The organism is Aeromonas sp. HMWF015 (assembly GCF_963878965.1).
Classification (GTDB): domain Bacteria; phylum Pseudomonadota; class Gammaproteobacteria; order Enterobacterales; family Aeromonadaceae; genus Aeromonas; species Aeromonas veronii.
The window spans coordinates 26660-41006 of record NZ_CAWNZT010000283.1 but is presented as its reverse complement, the minus strand read 5'-3'; the positions used below and the strand labels follow the sequence as shown (position 1 = coordinate 41006).

Annotated in this window: 14 protein-coding genes and 4 tRNA genes; 13 read left to right on the top strand and 5 right to left on the bottom strand. The window is 58.4% G+C overall.

Annotation, left to right across the window (positions count from 1 at the left end; all coding sequences use genetic code 11):
* From AACS18_RS14830 to AACS18_RS14780, 11 genes are all read left to right on the top strand, one after another.
* Window positions 1-369: YbgC/FadM family acyl-CoA thioesterase (locus tag AACS18_RS14830; RefSeq protein ID WP_108612570.1), on the top strand; the 369-nt coding region annotated here is incomplete at its 5' end.
* Entirely contained in the window at window positions 359-1048 is a 690-nt protein-coding gene (gene tolQ, locus AACS18_RS14825) for a protein TolQ (protein WP_005335735.1), read from the top strand. The genes AACS18_RS14830 and tolQ, both read left to right, overlap by 11 nt.
* Entirely contained in the window at window positions 1048-1494 is a 447-nt protein-coding gene (gene tolR, locus AACS18_RS14820) for a protein TolR (protein WP_108612569.1), read from the top strand. Before tolQ ends, tolR begins: the two co-directional genes overlap by 1 nt.
* 5 nt (window positions 1495-1499) lie before the next feature.
* Window positions 1500-2654: a cell envelope integrity protein TolA gene (tolA, locus tag AACS18_RS14815; protein WP_108539631.1), complete on the top strand. Its 1155-nt coding sequence runs from the start codon at window positions 1500-1502 to the stop codon at window positions 2652-2654.
* A 95-nt stretch (window positions 2655-2749) separates the two neighbouring features.
* Window positions 2750-4075, top strand: a complete 1326-nt coding sequence (gene tolB, locus AACS18_RS14810; RefSeq protein ID WP_005335728.1) for a Tol-Pal system beta propeller repeat protein TolB — start codon at window positions 2750-2752, stop codon at window positions 4073-4075.
* 49 nt (window positions 4076-4124) lie between these two features.
* A complete protein-coding gene (gene pal / locus AACS18_RS14805; protein WP_005304908.1) occupies window positions 4125-4649 on the top strand; it encodes a peptidoglycan-associated lipoprotein Pal in 525 nt (174 codons plus the stop codon).
* Window positions 4650-4807: 158 nt separating this feature from the next.
* A complete protein-coding gene (gene ybgF / locus AACS18_RS14800) occupies window positions 4808-5608 on the top strand; it encodes a tol-pal system protein YbgF (protein WP_064341673.1) in 801 nt (266 codons plus the stop codon).
* Window positions 5609-5782: 174 nt separating this feature from the next.
* Window positions 5783-5858, top strand: a tRNA-Lys gene (locus AACS18_RS14795).
* Window positions 5859-5889: 31 nt separating this feature from the next.
* Window positions 5890-5965: transfer RNA gene (locus AACS18_RS14790), tRNA-Val, on the top strand.
* Window positions 5966-5988: 23 nt separating this feature from the next.
* Window positions 5989-6064: transfer RNA gene (locus AACS18_RS14785), tRNA-Lys, on the top strand.
* Window positions 6065-6081: 17 nt separating this feature from the next.
* Window positions 6082-6157 (top strand) — tRNA-Val (locus AACS18_RS14780).
* A 329-nt stretch (window positions 6158-6486) separates the two neighbouring features.
* On the opposite strand, the gene AACS18_RS14775 is transcribed toward AACS18_RS14780, so the two are convergent.
* Entirely contained in the window at window positions 6487-7800 is a 1314-nt protein-coding gene (locus tag AACS18_RS14775) for a sodium-dependent transporter (RefSeq protein ID WP_108612568.1), read from the bottom strand.
* Between the two features lie 432 nt (window positions 7801-8232).
* Here AACS18_RS14775 and AACS18_RS14770 point away from each other — a divergent pair, with 432 nt between their 5' ends.
* Window positions 8233-8952, top strand: a complete 720-nt coding sequence (locus tag AACS18_RS14770; RefSeq protein WP_108612567.1) for a substrate-binding periplasmic protein — start codon at window positions 8233-8235, stop codon at window positions 8950-8952.
* Window positions 8953-8955: 3 nt separating this feature from the next.
* Here AACS18_RS14770 and AACS18_RS14765 read toward each other — a convergent pair whose 3' ends face one another.
* Window positions 8956-10269, bottom strand: coding sequence for a sodium-dependent transporter (locus AACS18_RS14765; protein WP_005335722.1), 1314 nt, complete (start codon window positions 10267-10269; stop codon window positions 8956-8958).
* A gap of 210 nt (window positions 10270-10479) precedes the next feature.
* Entirely contained in the window at window positions 10480-11319 is an 840-nt protein-coding gene (locus AACS18_RS14760; protein ID WP_108612566.1) for an isopenicillin N synthase family dioxygenase, read from the bottom strand.
* A gap of 207 nt (window positions 11320-11526) precedes the next feature.
* Between AACS18_RS14760 and AACS18_RS14755 the strand changes: the two genes are divergently transcribed.
* Window positions 11527-12090: a DUF2799 domain-containing protein gene (locus AACS18_RS14755; protein ID WP_108612565.1), complete on the top strand. Its 564-nt coding sequence runs from the start codon at window positions 11527-11529 to the stop codon at window positions 12088-12090.
* Window positions 12091-12141: 51 nt separating this feature from the next.
* Here the strand turns inward: AACS18_RS14755 and AACS18_RS14750 are convergent, their stop codons facing one another.
* Window positions 12142-12960 carry a Cof-type HAD-IIB family hydrolase gene (locus AACS18_RS14750; RefSeq protein ID WP_108612564.1) on the bottom strand — a complete coding sequence of 273 codons (819 nt, stop codon included), beginning with the start codon at window positions 12958-12960 and terminating at the stop codon, window positions 12142-12144.
* A gap of 110 nt (window positions 12961-13070) precedes the next feature.
* The gene (locus AACS18_RS14745; RefSeq protein WP_108612563.1) at window positions 13071-14309 is read right to left on the bottom strand and encodes an MFS transporter; all 1239 of its coding nucleotides are present in this window, start codon (window positions 14307-14309) and stop codon (window positions 13071-13073) included.
* Window positions 14310-14347: the final 38 nt, after the last annotated feature.

Below are 14347 nucleotides of genomic sequence, written 5' to 3'. Positions count from 1 at the left end.
GAAGACACCGACGCCGGGGGCATCGTCTACAACGCCAATTATCTCAAGTTTATGGAACGTGCTCGCACCGAGTTTCTTCGTGCCAAAGGGGTCGAACAGGACGTCTGGCTGCAGGAGGGATATGCCTTCGTGGTGAGCCGAACTGAGATCGATTTCCGCTCGGCGGCCCGTTTTAATGAACTATTGAATGTATTAACGCAAGTGATTGAAGTGAAACGCGCATCCCTGCGCTTTTCGCAGCAGATCCTGGCGGCTGATGGACGACTGATCACCCAGGCCATGGTACAGATAGCCTGTGTCAGTCATCCGCAAATGAAACCTGTAGCTATACCTGAAAAAATCAAGGGAGTGCTGTTAAGTGCACGCTGAAATTTCGTTTATTGGCCTGTTTTGGCAAGCCAGCCTGTTGGTAAAACTGGTCATGATGACCCTGATGAGCATGTCTATTGTCTCGTGGGCGCTGATTATCCAGCGTTCAAAGGCGATCAAGGCGGCCAATCTCGCATCGGAACAGTTTGAAGATCGCTTCTGGTCAGGGGTCGATCTCAATCGCCTCTATCAGGAGTCCTCTTCCCGCCGCGATGATATCGAAGGCATGGAAGATATCTTCTACTCCGGCTTCAAGGAGTATGCCCGCTTGCTCAAGGCCGGTGCCCGTGGTCAGGATGCGGTGATGGATGGTACCTACCGCGCCATGCGCGTCTCCCTCTCCCGCGCGGTGGATGATCTGGAATCCAATCTGCCGGTGCTGGCGACCATCGGCTCCATCAGCCCCTATATCGGTCTGTTCGGTACCGTATGGGGGATCATGAACGCCTTTATCGCCCTGGGTCAGGTGCAGCAGGCCACCCTGCAGATGGTGGCTCCGGGTATCGCGGAAGCGCTGATCGCTACCGCCATGGGTCTGTTTGCCGCTATCCCGGCGGTTATCTTCTACAACCGCTTCTCCAACAAGGTCGAGCGGCTGGAGAACGCCTACGCCAACTTCATGGACGAGTTCACTACCATTCTGAACCGTCAAATTGCACAGCAGCAGGGTGATCAGTAATGCAAACCTATCAGCGGATCCGGCGCAAGAAGGTGGCCGAGATCAACGTGGTTCCCTATATCGACGTCATGCTGGTGCTGCTTATCATCTTTATGGCGGTCACGCCGGTGATCACGCAAGGGGTCAAGGTGGATCTGCCACAGGCTGAGTCCGAGCAGTTGCCGGAAGATGTCAAGCCGCCCTTCATCGTCAGCGTCAATACCGAAGGCGAGTATGTCATCAAGGCTGGCGAAGCCGATGACGAGCCGGTGCCAAGTGGCACGCCAGAGGCGATGCAACAATACATCACCGAAAAAGCCATGGGCTATCTGGCGATCAACCAGAATGCCCCCGTGGTGGTCGCGGGTGACAAGGCCGTGCGCTACGAAGAGGTGATCCTGTTGATGGTGGCCCTCAAGAAAGCGGGTGTGCCTCAGGTTGGCCTGATGACAGATCCGGTGAACTAACGGAGATGGATGTGAAGCGTGGTATTTCCGGTTATCTCATCGCGTCGTTTCTGCTGCACCTGATCATCGGCATCATCCTGTTTGTCGGGCTCGATTTCAGCAAACCGAAACGACCCGAATCGCAGGGAGTCATCCAAGCTGTCATGCTCGATGAGAACTTCCTCAACGAACAGGCCAAGCAGATCCAGCAGCAGAAATCTCAGCCCAAGCCTCAAAAGGTAGAGAAAGAGAAGGATAAGGAAGACACGGATCTCGCCAAGCGCGAGCTGGCTCAGAAACAGGAGCAGCTTCGCATCGCCGAGACCAAGCGCAAGCAGGCCGAAGAGGCGACTCGCAAGGCCGAGGCCGAGAAGCAGAAGAAGGTTGCCGAGCAGAAGCAGGCGGAAGAGAAGGCCCAAAAAGCCGAGGAAGCCCGCAAGCTGGAAGAGCAGAAGGCCAAGAAGGCCGAAGCCGAGCGTAAAGCGGCGGAAGCCGAGAGCAAGGCGTTGGCGCTGAAGAAGAAAAAGGAACAAGAGAAGAAAGAGGCCGAAGAGAAGGCCAAGGCGGCAGAAGCCAAGGCCAAGAAAGCGGAAGCTGACAAGAAGGCCAAAGCCGAAGCCGAGAAGAAAGCCAAGGCAGAAGCAGAGAAAAAAGCCAAAGCCGAGGCCGAGAAGAAGGCCAAAGCCGAGGCCGAGAAGAAGGCCAAGGCTGAGGCTGAGAAAAAGGCAAAAGCTGACGCAGAGAAGAAAGCCAAGGCAGAGGCCGAAAAGCAGGCCAAGATCGCGGCTGAGCGCAAGCGTAAAGCCGCCGAGCAGGCCAAGCTGCAAAAAGAGATGGAAGAGATGATGCAGCAGCAGCTGTCGGCTGAGGCCAATGCCCGCAGTCAGGCGGCATCGGCTGCAGCCCAGGGCGAAGTCGACAAATATGCGGCGCTCATCAAGGCCACTGTTGAGCGGTATATGATTTTGGATCCCACCATGCGGGGCAAAACATGTACTATCGGCGTACGTCTTGCGAGCAGTGGCTTTGTCATATCGGTAGATAACGGCCAGGGTGACCCGGCGGTTTGTCGTTCCGGTAAGGCGGCTGTTCTGAAAGCCAATCAACTGCCTGTGCCCAAGGATCCTGCGGCATTCGAGATGTTGAAGGAATTTAACCTGAAGTTAGAACCGAGTATCTAAGCGTGATAAAACGAGGTTGCTTGCCTCCGGTTGGCAACCTCTCGCCGAGAAAGGAATTTAACCTCTCATCTATATTGGAACCGAGTATTTAAGCCATGATCAGAAAAGTATTTTTTGCTTTGGTTGGCTGTTTGTTGCTGGGCCAGAGTGCCCAGGCGGCCTTGGACATCGTCATCACCGGCGGTATTGATAGCGCACGCCCCATCGCCGTCGCCCCCTTCAAGTGGGAAGGTAACGGGCAGTTGCCGCAGGACATCGCGGAAGTGGTCTCCAACGACCTGATGCGCAGCGGCAAGTTCAAGCCGCTGGCCCGTGGCCAGATGCCGCAGACCCCGAGCAGCAGCAGCGAGATCAACTTCGCTCCCTGGGCCTCCCAAGGGGTTGAAGCCGTGGTGGTGGGTTCCATTTCGGCAGTCGGTGACGGCACCTACAAGGTGAACTTCGAGCTGGTCGATGTGCTGAAAGGCCAGCTGGCCAAGGCACAAGGTGGCGAGAGCAACGGTTACATTCTGGATAGCCGTATGGCGACCATCCCGGGTGCCCAGATGCGCCAGTTTGCCCACCGTATCTCCGACATCGTCTATGAGCGTTTGACTGGCGAGCGCGGTGCCTTCCTGACCCGTCTGGCTTACGTCTCCGTACAGCAGGGTACCCAGTTCCCGTACCAGCTGCGTATTTCTGACTACGATGGTTACAACGAGAAGACCCTGCTGCGCTCCCGCGAGCCGTTGATGTCTCCGGCCTGGTCGCCGGATGGCAGCAAGCTGGCTTACGTGAGCTTCGAGAACCAGAAGTCCGAAATCTACGTGCAGGATATCTACACCCAGCAGCGCAGCCTGATCACCAGTTTCCGCGGTATTAACGGGGCGCCGGAGTGGTCTCCGGATGGTCGTCGTCTGGCTATCGTTCTCTCCAAAGATGGTTCACCGAACCTCTATGTGGTTGATGTCGCTAGCAAGCAGCTGACCCGCGTCACAACCAGCCGTGTGATCGACACCGAACCCTCCTGGATGCCGGATGGGCAAAATTTGTTGTTCACCTCTGAACGTGGTGGCAAACCCCAGATTTATAGCGTAAATTTGGCGACTGGTATGACTCGCCGGATGACTTGGGAAGGTGAATCCAACCAGGGTGCATCCATCACTCCTGATGGCAAAATCATGGTGATGGTGACCCGTGTTCAGGGACAGTATCGTATTGCCCGTCAGGACATGGAAAACAATGCCCTGCTGGTCCTGACCCAGAGTGCTCTGGATGAGTCGCCAAGTGTGGCTCCCAATGGCAGCATGATCATTTATGCCACCATCTATCAGGGTCGTAAGAGTCTCGCGTTGGTGTCGACTGATGGTCGCTTCAAGGCTGTGCTTCCGACCAGTAGCGGTGAAATTCGTGCACCAGCTTGGTCGCCCTTCTTGAATTGATAAAAATCCAATTGTTTTTTGTTTTGTTATAAAGGTTTAAGGAAATAGCATGCAACTCAATAAACTGCTCAAGGGTTTGGCCATCGCACTGCCACTGTTCACCCTGGCCGCTTGTAGTTCTTCTTCTGATTCCGACGCCGCTGGCGCTGAATCAGGTATGACCGACGGCATGGGCGGTGTACAAACCGGCGGCGCCAACGGCATGTTGTCCCCGGAAGAGCAGATGCGTCAGAAGTTCGAAGCACTGCAGCGTGACAACGTGATCTACTTCCCGTTCGACGGTTACGATATCCAGGGTCAGTACGCTGATCTGCTGGATGCCCACGCCAGCTACCTGCGCGAGCGCCCGAGCGTTAAAGTCCTGATCGAAGGTCACGCCGATGAGCGCGGTACTCCGGAGTACAACATCGCCCTGGGCGAGCGTCGTGCCAAGGCTGTTGCCAAGTATCTGCAAACCCTGGGTGTGCAGGCCGAGCAGCTCTCTATCGTCAGCTATGGCGAAGAGAAGCCGCTGGACATGTCTCACACCGAGGATGCCTTTGCCAAAAACCGCCGCGCGGTTCTGGTTTACTAAGGTTTAAACCGAACGAAGTTCGTTTATATGCAAGCGGCCATTTCGATGGCCGTTTTATTTGCACTAAACGCCAAGGTTTGATCCGAATGAAATCTGCATATGCGAGCGACGATGGCGCTGGCCGTTTTATCTGTACTAAACGCTAAGGTTTGATCCGAATGAAATCTGTGTACAAGCAAGCTGTCGTTGCGCTGGCCGTAATGGTTGCTCTGAATGCGCAAGCTGCGGCTCCTGTCAGCGATCTGGGCGGTGACTCGGGTGGTGGCGTTGTCCTTAGTGGCAACAACGGCGCCATCGTGCCCACCGGTAGTCTGGAAGATCGGGTTGCCCTGCTGGAGCGCACCCTCAATGCCCGTCTGCGACTGCAAGCTGAATTGCAGCAACAGGTCGACTCCCTGCAAGGGGAGGTTTCCGAGCTGCGTGGTCAGCTGGAGCAGCAGACCTACCAGATGGAACAGTCGCAAGAGCGCCAGCGTCAGCTCTATCAGGAGCTCGACAAGGTTGCCAGCAGCCAGCAAGCTGCTCCAGCCGCCCCGGCCCCTGCAGCGGCCACACCGGCTGCTGCCGCCAATTACTCAACCAATCAGGATGAGAATCAGGCCTACGACGCAGCGGTCAACATGGTGCTCAAAGAGAAGAACTACGACAAAGCCATTCCGGCTTTCCAGGGCTTCATCAAGCAGTACCCCAATTCGGGCTATGTTCCCAATGCACACTACTGGCTCGGCCAGTTGCTGTTCAATAAGGGTGACAGAGCCGGAGCCTCGGCCCAGTTTTCGACCGTGGCCAACAAATACAGCAAATCCCCCAAGCGAGCCGATGCGCTGCTGAAGCTTGGTATGCTGGCGCAACTGGATGGCAAGAAGGCGGAAGCCAAATCCTTCTATGAGCAGGTGATCAAGGGCTATCCCAACACCTCGCCAGCCCAGTTGGCCAAACAGAGTCTGGCCAAGCTGTAACATTGCTGTATGTCACTGTTTTCGTAACGCTACTGTAAAAACAGCCTGCATTTGTACGCACAGTGAGCAAACGGATTTAAATTACGAATTTTCTGTTGCACCGGAAATTTAAATCCGTAATATAGGCCGCCGTCAGAGCCGAAGCAGTAATGCAGTCGGAGCTGGTCGTGGTGAGGGTCGTTAGCTCAGTCGGTAGAGCAGTTGACTTTTAATCAATTGGTCGCTGGTTCGAATCCAGCACGACCCACCATTTTCTCCGCTCGGTGGAGACAGAATTCCCAGGTCGTTTAGCTCAGCTGGGAGAGCACCTCCCTTACAAGGAGGGGGTCACTGGTTCGATCCCAGTAACGACCACCAGTTTGAAAAAAAATGATTTAGATGGGTCGTTAGCTCAGTCGGTAGAGCAGTTGACTTTTAATCAATTGGTCGCTGGTTCGAATCCAGCACGACCCACCATCATTTCAAGAATCCCAGGTCGTTTAGCTCAGCTGGGAGAGCACCTCCCTTACAAGGAGGGGGTCACTGGTTCGATCCCAGTAACGACCACCATATTCGCAAGCGAGGCTGAGATATCAGCTTCAGTTGCAGAGAAAGTCCCCACTCAGATGGGGATTTTTTTTGCCCGCAATTCAGTACTCCAGCTTCTTCTGTTGCCGTTGTGGCGAGCCAAGCACCACCTCTTATAGTGCCACTCTGCCACTCTGCCACTCTGCCACTCTGCCACTCTGCCACTCCGATCCTTCTTCATCCTGCTCTTCCGAGATTGCCCGACTGCACTCCTGTCCATCGTGATGCTGCTCATATGAATGCCTGTAATAAAGTGAACGCCAGCAATAAAAAGGGCAGGCCAAGGCCTGCCCGCAAAGATGCGCAAGGTGCTACATGATCCCGCGGATCAGGATCCCGCTGATCAGCAGCGGCGCCACCACGCGCCAGCACCAGAGCAGCGCCAGACGCAGGGCGGGTGACAGGCCTACAGGGAGAATGGCATCACCCAGGCGCCAGCCCAGCAGCAGGGTCAGTACCAGACCAAACAGCGGCATCATCAGGTTGGATGTCAGATAGTCGAGCAACTCGAAGATGGTCTTGCCAAACAGGGTCAGATCACTCCAGGGGCCGAACGACAGACTCACCGGAATGCCGGATGCCATGATAAGCAGGGTCAGTACCCGGCAGGCGCCACGGCGCGACCAGCCCCATTCCTCGGTGGTGAAGCGCACCAGATGCTCCAGCATGGAGATGGAAGAGGATAGGGCTGCGACCAGCAGCAACAGGAAGAAGATCACCCCCAACCCCTGACCGAGCGGCAGATGACTGAACACGGCAGGCATGGTCATAAAGGTGAGCCCTGGGCCCGCGGTGGGATCGATGCCGGTGGAGGCCAGCGCCGGGAAGATCATCAAGCCCGCCAGCACCGAGATAAGGCTTGCCAGTGTGACCACCCAGACCCCGGAGCGCAGCACCCCTTCGCTATTGGGCAGGTAGGCGCCATAGGTAGTGTGTACCCCGAGCCCGATGGAGAGGGAGAAGAAGGCCAGCCCCAGCGCATCCAGCACGCTCTGTCCGGTCAGCATGGAGAAGTCCGGCAGCAGCAGCTGGCGCACACCCGCCATGGAGCCGGGCATGGAGAGGCCAACCCCCACCAGCAGCAGCATCATGATGAAGAGCGCGGGCATCATCCAGCGCAGCGCCCGCTCCACCCCTTTCTGAATACCCCCCTGCACGAACCACCAGGTCAGGCCCGCGAAGATCAGATGGGTCAGCACCGGCCACCAGGGATTGCTGACATAGCCGTTGAACAGGGCGGTGAGGGCGCTTCCTTCGCTCAGGTTGAGCTTGCCAGCCATCGCCAGCGCGGCGTAACCCACAGTCCAGCCGCCTACCACGCTGTAGAAGCTGTAGATAAAGAAGCCGCAGGCGATCCCCATATACCCCATCCAGCGCCAGTTCGGCCCCACCAGTTTGCGAAAAGCGCCGAGCACTCCGCGCTGGCTATGGCTGCCGAGCAGGGTTTCGCCGACCTGTACCGCTACCCCCAAGGTGAAGCTGAACAACAGAAACACCAGCAGAAAAGCGCCACCGCCATTGGTGGCGGTCACATAGGGAAACTTCCAGATGGCACCAAGGCCAATCGCTGTGCCTGCTGCGGCCAGCACATGACCGAGACGGGAAGACCACTGAACCTGGCTCATACAACCTCCGGGTAACACGACATCGAAGCAATACTCCTGAGTAGCAATAAACGACAGACCATAAAAAAGGCCGCCTGAGGCGACCTTTGCAATGAACATTCAGAAAAACTGTGCGTGCAAGGTCACCTCTCTTGCGAGCTAAAAAATCGACCAAACAGCACGAGGATGGCAGACATGAGGTGACAACCTGACTAATGAATGAGGAAACAGCCTAAACCATGGAAAGAATAATTGACACATAAAATCAAAAATTTTTTATGTGTGCCGCTGTCACCACTCTGGCTATACGTACAACTCAGTGGGGGAAAACCTCGCCGGGCCGTATCTTTTCTACCTTGTGGCTATTTACTGGGCGATAATCGACGTAGCTTCTTCTGGAACTAGTGACCGCTACATGGCGCTGACGGGAACAACGATGAGACAGGATGTCGTATGAGATGGATGGTGCTGCCCTGGTTACTGATCAGCCTGAGTGTGTCGGCGCAGCCCGCATTAACCCTGCTGAGTCACGACTTACCCCCCTTTACCGAATACCGCGACGGCAAGCTCGACGGATTCGCCATTCGTTTGATTGATGAGGTGCAGGAGGAGCTTGGCACCCGCTATCCGGTGCGGATTTACCCGCTCAAGCGGGCGCTGGCGCTGGCACGGGTCGAGCCCGGCTATGGACTGTTCGTGGTACAGCGGCTCCCGGAGCGGGAGTCCCATTTCAAATGGGTTGGCCCGCTCTTTATCAATCGGGTCTTTATCTATCAGGCGCCGGATAGTCGCCACCCTCTGACCTCGCTGGCGCAGCTGCGAGATCTGCCCAGAGTGGGGGTTGTGCTGGGCAATGCCGATGACGTGCGGCTGACCCATGAGGGCTACACCAATCTGGTGCGCTACAAGACGGTCGGGGAGGCGATAGAGCGGCTGATGCTGGGCAAGATCGATGCCTTGCCGATGGCGGAGCTGGTGATGGAGGCCACCCTCGACAAGATGGGGTTATCCCGGCGCAGCATCGTCAACAGTGGTGTACTGCTCCATCAGGCCGGTCTCTATATCGTCTTCTCCAAGGGAACGGATGATGTCGAGATCACCCGCTGGCAGCATGCCCTGGAGGCCGTCAGAGCCGCACAGGGGCGGGCCGATGAGCCCACCCGCGAAGAGTAACCGTCACACCAGACCGCGAATCAAGATCCCGCCGATCAGCAAGGGGGCAATCCAGCGCCAGCAGTTCATCAGCAGGTGATGCCAGTGGCTGGCAATCCCTTGCGGCAAAGCCTTGCGTCCCAGCTTCCAGCCCAGCAGCAGCGTCAGCATCAGGCCGAACAGCGGCATCATCAGGTTGGAGGTGACAAAGTCCAGCAGCTCGAAAATGGTTTTGCCAAACAGGGTGGCGTGTTGCAGCGGGCCAAACGACAGGCTGACCGGAACACCGCTAACCATGACGAATCCAGTGATGGCGCTGCAGGCCGTGCGGCGTGACCAGCCCCAGGTCTCGCACAGGAAGCACTGCAAATGCTCCAGCAGGGAGATGGCCGAGGAGAGCGCCGCAAAGACCAGCAGGGCGAAGAAGATCACCTCAAGCACCTGACCGAAGGGCAGCAACTGAAACACCGCCGGCATGGTCATAAAGGTGAGGCCGGGGCCGGAGGCGGGATCGATACCGGTCGAAGCCAGCACCGGGAAAATCATCAAACCTGCCAGTACTGCCACCATGCTGGCCAGCAGTACCACCCAGAGGCTGGAGCGACCAACCCCTTCGCTGGTCGGCAGATATGCGCCGTAGGTGGTGTGGATGCCCAGACCGATGGAGAGGGAGAAGAAGGCCAGCCCCATGGCATCGAGCACGCCGGACATCCCCAGCTTGCTGAAGTCGGGCATCAGGAAGTGACGTACCCCCGCCATCGCATTGGGCAGGGTGAGGCCAAAGGCGACCAGCATCAGGATCATCAGGAACAGGGCTGGCATCATCCAGCGCAGGGTGCGCTCCACCCCTTTCTGAATGCCCCCTTGCACCACCATCCAGGTGAGGGCGGCAAACAGCAGATGGGTGAGAATGGGCCAGACGTCGCCGCTGACATAGTCATTGAAGCGGGCGGTGAGGGCCGCCGCATCGCCATGGTTGAGCTGACCTGAGATGGCCATGCCGGTATAGCCCAGGGTCCAGCCGCCCACCACGCTGTAGAAGCAGTAGATGAGCAGGGTAGAGATCACCCCCATTACCCCAACCCAGCGCCACTGTTTGCCGAGCAGATCGGAGAAGGCACCGACTACCCCGCGGCGACTCATGCTGCCGAGCAGGGTCTCCCCCATCAATACCGCCACCCCCAGGGTGAAGCTGAACAGCAGAAAGACCAGCAGGAAGGCGCCGCCGCCGTTGACTGCGGTGACATAGGGGAATTTCCAGATTGCGCCGATACCTACCGCGGAACCCGCTGCGGCGAGGATGTAGCCGAGTCGGGATGACCATTGGGACTGCTTCATAAGAACTCCAATCGAGCGCCCCTTGGCAGGGCAGAATGGCGCTCATGTTACGGAGGTCACGGCGCAATCACTACGACGGTTATCAGGTGTAAATGCGATTTATTGGCATGATTGGCTAATTTAATTCTGTTTTTTGCCCAATCCTGCCACCAAATAAAAACCGGAGTGAGATTGCTCCGGTTTGGTCTCTGACAACGGCTCGTCGGCGGACTAGATCACCCCCAGCTCCCGCAGCCGCTCCATCAGGTAGCTGTGGGCAGTATGGCGCTCGGAGAGCACCACATCCGGGCGCGGGTGGAGGAACAGCGGCAGGGAGATGCGTGACTTGCTGGCACTGCCACCGGTCGGGTTGATGACGCGGTGAGTAGTGGAGGGATAGTAGCCGCGAGAGGCCTCCTGCAGCATGTCACCGATGTTGATGATGAGGGTGCCAAAGTCACACGGCACATCCATCCACTCGCCGTCGGAACCCTTCACCTGAAGCCCCGGCTCGTTGGCGGCGGGCAGAATGGTGAGCAGGTTGATATCCTCGTGGGCGGCGGCGCGGATGGCGCCCGGCTCCTCGGTGCCATCGAACGGCGGATAGTGCAGCACCCGCAGCAGGGTCTTCTGGCTCTCTTCGATCATCGAGGAGAGGGGGCAGCTGTAGTGAGCGGCGATATCGGCCGGGGTGTACTGCTCGACCCAGCCCAGCAGCTCGGCGGCCAGACCGTTGGCGAGGCGGTAGTACTCCATCGCCTGCTCCTTCAGCTCTTCCGGCATCTGGCCCCAGGGGTAGATGTGGAAGTACTCCTTGATGTCTTTCTGGCTATGGCCCTTGGCCACCTCGGAGACCGAGGGCGGGAAGTAGCCATCCTGGGTCTCGCGGTTGAACAGAAAATCCTGCTTCTGCTCGCTCATGAAGAAGCGATACCAGTTGTCGTAGATGGACTGCACCAGCTCTTTCGGAATGGGGTGGTTGGTCAGCACGCCAAAGCCGGTGGTTCGCAGGGATTCGGTGAAGCGTTGGGCCGCATCGGGTGAGCGGTAATCGACGGTCAGGACTTTCATTGTTTTTGTTGCGCGCCAGTTAAAAGATGGCGCAGTTTACCTTGCACCTGATAACAAGGAAAGCGGGTTGGCCACCCCGTCTGGCACAGCGTTGAATAGTGACAAAAACATCAAATAAACCGCGCCAGACCGCACGGGGGCGCATCCCTTGTTATGGCCTTTTATCCTATCTAGAATGCCGCTCACTATCTTTTCCGGAGTCTGTTCATGTCCCCCAAAATCCTGTTGCTGACCCTGCCGGTATTGCTGGCGGGATGCAGTGCCCTGTCAGAAGATGAGTGCCGTACCATGAGTTGGTACAACCTGGGTTATCAGGATGGATCGGAAGGCAAAACCCGTCAGGCGACCCGCAATTACGTTTCGTCTTGCAGCGAATATGGCCTCAAAGTGGATGAAGCCGAGTGGAAACGGGGCTACGACAAGGGGCTGGAGCTCTACTGCATTCCCGAGCTGGCTTACAGCAAGGGCAAGGAGGGGCAGGCTTATCTGGGGGTATGCCCCAATGACGCCAGCTTCCTCAAGCAGTATCAGCGTGGCTACGAAGAGTACAAACTGGCTGCCCGCCTGCGGGAGATCAGCGACGAGCTGGAGCGTACCGAGAGTGATATCGATACGCTGGAGCGCAGCATCCGCAACGAAACCAACACGGAACAGCGCGACTACTACCGTGCCAAGCGCGATCGGGCCATTCGCCACTACGAATCCCTGCGCCGGGAGTACAACCGTCTGCGCTATCCGGATCGGGTGATCCAGTTCTCCTTCGGCAGTTAATCCCTCTCTTCATGGCCAGCCCGCGTGCTGGCCATGTTGCATCTTGTCAGCTCAGGGCAGTACCCAGCGCTGCAACGCCAGTGCGATACCATCTTCGTTGTGGTCGGCCGTGACCCGATGGGCATGGCTCTGGATCTGCGGGGCCGCATTGCCCATGGCCACCGCCAGCCCCACCTGCTCGAACATGCTGATGTCGTTGTTGTTATCCCCAAACGCCACCACCTGCTCCATCGCAATCCCTTCGCTGGCTGCCCACTGGGCAAGCCGGTTGCCCTTGCTGCAACCGGGCTGTACCAGCTCCACCGCATAGGGGGCCGCCCAGTCGCGGGTAAAGGGCATCTGCTCGACCACCTCGCCCATAAAGGTGTGCAGGCGCGCCGGATCCTGATTGAACAGCTCCAGTTTCCAGACCGGGTTGTCGAGCCAGCCTGCCAGCTCCTCGACCGGGTGGAGAGCGATCTTGAGGTGGTCCGGCTGATTGGCCGACCAGTGGCGGATGCGGGTGACATGCTCTTCACAGCCGATGTAGCCAATGCCCTCGCTCAGGTGGAACAGGGCGCCCATCTGCTGTGCCTCGACCGCGGCCAGCAGCTCGGTAAGCGGGGCAGTCGCCAGCGGGTCGCCGCTGATGATCCGGTTTTGCACCGGATCATAGAGATAGGCGCCATTGCTGCAGATGAGGGGGGTATCGAGGGCCAGCTCGTGGTGGAAGGGACGCGCCGTCATGTAGTGGCGCCCCGTGACCAGCAGTACCTTGATGCCGTGGGCGCGGGCCTGCGCCAGGGCTGCCCGGGTGGCCGACGAGATCTTGTGATCCCGGGTCAGCAGGGTGCCATCCATATCGAGCGCGATGGCCTTGTACTCACTCATAGCTCCTCCAGCATCGAACAAATCCGTAAAGAGCTTTACCGTCCCAGACCCGGCGCCCCGATGCAAGTCTTGCCCGCGCTCGGAGCGCCGAACTGTGATCCCTTCGTGGCTCAGGTGCAGCTTGCCAGCTGTTGACGACGGTCGGCACGGCGACGCAGCAGATAGAAACCGGCGGCACTGGCAAGGGAGCAGAGGGTGGCGAGATAGAAGGGCCACTCGGTACCGGCCAGCAGCACCAGACTGCCGAGCAGCACCGCCAGGATCTCGCTGCCCACGGCGAGGGCGCGGTAGAGCCCCATTGCCTGCCCCTGCTGCCCCTGCTGCTCCGGGTGACTGCGGTTGGAGATTGCCACCGAGGTGGCCAGCTCCCCCAGACTCATGCCGATGCCAGCGGGAACGAAGGTAAGCGCCAGTCCCCACCAGTGCACGGGCAGGATAAAGAGCAGCATGCCGCTCGCCATCACCAGATGGCCGACAATCCCGAGGGAGCTGCCGCGCCAGTGACGGGCGATGCGGGAGCCGAGCCAGGAGCCCGCCATCATGGGCAAACTCACCAGCACCGCTGCCTGCGCCAGCTGGGCCGGATCCCAGGCCAGCCGCTCCACCAGCCAGATATTGAAGTAGGTGAAATAGAGCTGCACGGCGCCATAGCTGATCAGGGTGAGCGCGAAGTAGGGCAGCAGGGCCGGTTGCAACAACAGCTGGCGGCTGGAGAGGGTCGCTGTCTGACGGGTGGCCGCCACCGGCGGACGATAGGGGATCAACCAGTACACCAGCAGCAGGTTGAGCAGGGTCATTCCTACCGCCAGCCAGGCGGCCAGACTGTAATCCCCCGAGATCACCGCGGCGTAGCCCCCGATCATCGGCCCCACGACCCAGCCCAGATTCATGCCGATGTTGATCCAGGCGAAGCTGCGCGCCTTGTGCTCCTTGCCGGCGAGATCCGCCGCCATCGCCTGCACGATGGCGATGTTGCCGTTGCACAGCCCCTCCACAATCCGGCTGAGCAGCAACAGGGGGAGGGAGCGCCAGGCGATACCGAGTGCCATCAGGGCATAGCCTGCCAGTACCCCCACCAGCGAGAGCAACAGCAGTGGCTTGCGGCCATAGCGGTCAGAGAGGCGACCAAGCCAGGGACTGCCCACCAGCTGGAGCAGGGGATAGAGCCCCATGATGACCCCCAGCCACACCTTGCGGCTCCAGTCGGAGGCTTCCGGCGTCAGCATGCCGTGGGCCGGATCCAGCAGCAAAGGTGCCAATACCGGGGAGGGGAGGCTGAAGCCGGCGACCGCCAGCGTGACCGTCATCACCAGCACCCAGAGGGGGTTTTTGTGCTGTTGTTTCGCCATGTCGCATCCATTAAGTAAAGTAATTTGTTTATTTATGC

Excerpts from the sequence above, each read along its gene's own strand:
- tolR (WP_108612569.1), top strand. The coding sequence starts at position 1,048 with ATGCAAACCTATCAGCGGATCCGGCGCAAGAAGGTGGCCGAGATCAAC.
- tolA (WP_108539631.1), top strand. The coding sequence starts at position 1,500 with ATGGATGTGAAGCGTGGTATTTCCGGTTATCTCATCGCGTCGTTTCTG.
- tolB (WP_005335728.1), top strand. The coding sequence starts at position 2,750 with ATGATCAGAAAAGTATTTTTTGCTTTGGTTGGCTGTTTGTTGCTGGGC.
- pal (WP_005304908.1), top strand. The coding sequence starts at position 4,125 with ATGCAACTCAATAAACTGCTCAAGGGTTTGGCCATCGCACTGCCACTG.
- ybgF (WP_064341673.1), top strand. The coding sequence starts at position 4,808 with ATGAAATCTGTGTACAAGCAAGCTGTCGTTGCGCTGGCCGTAATGGTT.
- AACS18_RS14775 (WP_108612568.1), bottom strand. The coding sequence starts at position 7,800 with ATGAGCCAGGTTCAGTGGTCTTCCCGTCTCGGTCATGTGCTGGCCGCA.
- AACS18_RS14770 (WP_108612567.1), top strand. The coding sequence starts at position 8,233 with ATGAGATGGATGGTGCTGCCCTGGTTACTGATCAGCCTGAGTGTGTCG.
- AACS18_RS14765 (WP_005335722.1), bottom strand. The coding sequence starts at position 10,269 with ATGAAGCAGTCCCAATGGTCATCCCGACTCGGCTACATCCTCGCCGCA.
- AACS18_RS14760 (WP_108612566.1), bottom strand. The coding sequence starts at position 11,319 with ATGAAAGTCCTGACCGTCGATTACCGCTCACCCGATGCGGCCCAACGC.
- AACS18_RS14755 (WP_108612565.1), top strand. The coding sequence starts at position 11,527 with ATGTCCCCCAAAATCCTGTTGCTGACCCTGCCGGTATTGCTGGCGGGA.
- AACS18_RS14750 (WP_108612564.1), bottom strand. The coding sequence starts at position 12,960 with ATGAGTGAGTACAAGGCCATCGCGCTCGATATGGATGGCACCCTGCTG.
- AACS18_RS14745 (WP_108612563.1), bottom strand. The coding sequence starts at position 14,309 with ATGGCGAAACAACAGCACAAAAACCCCCTCTGGGTGCTGGTGATGACG.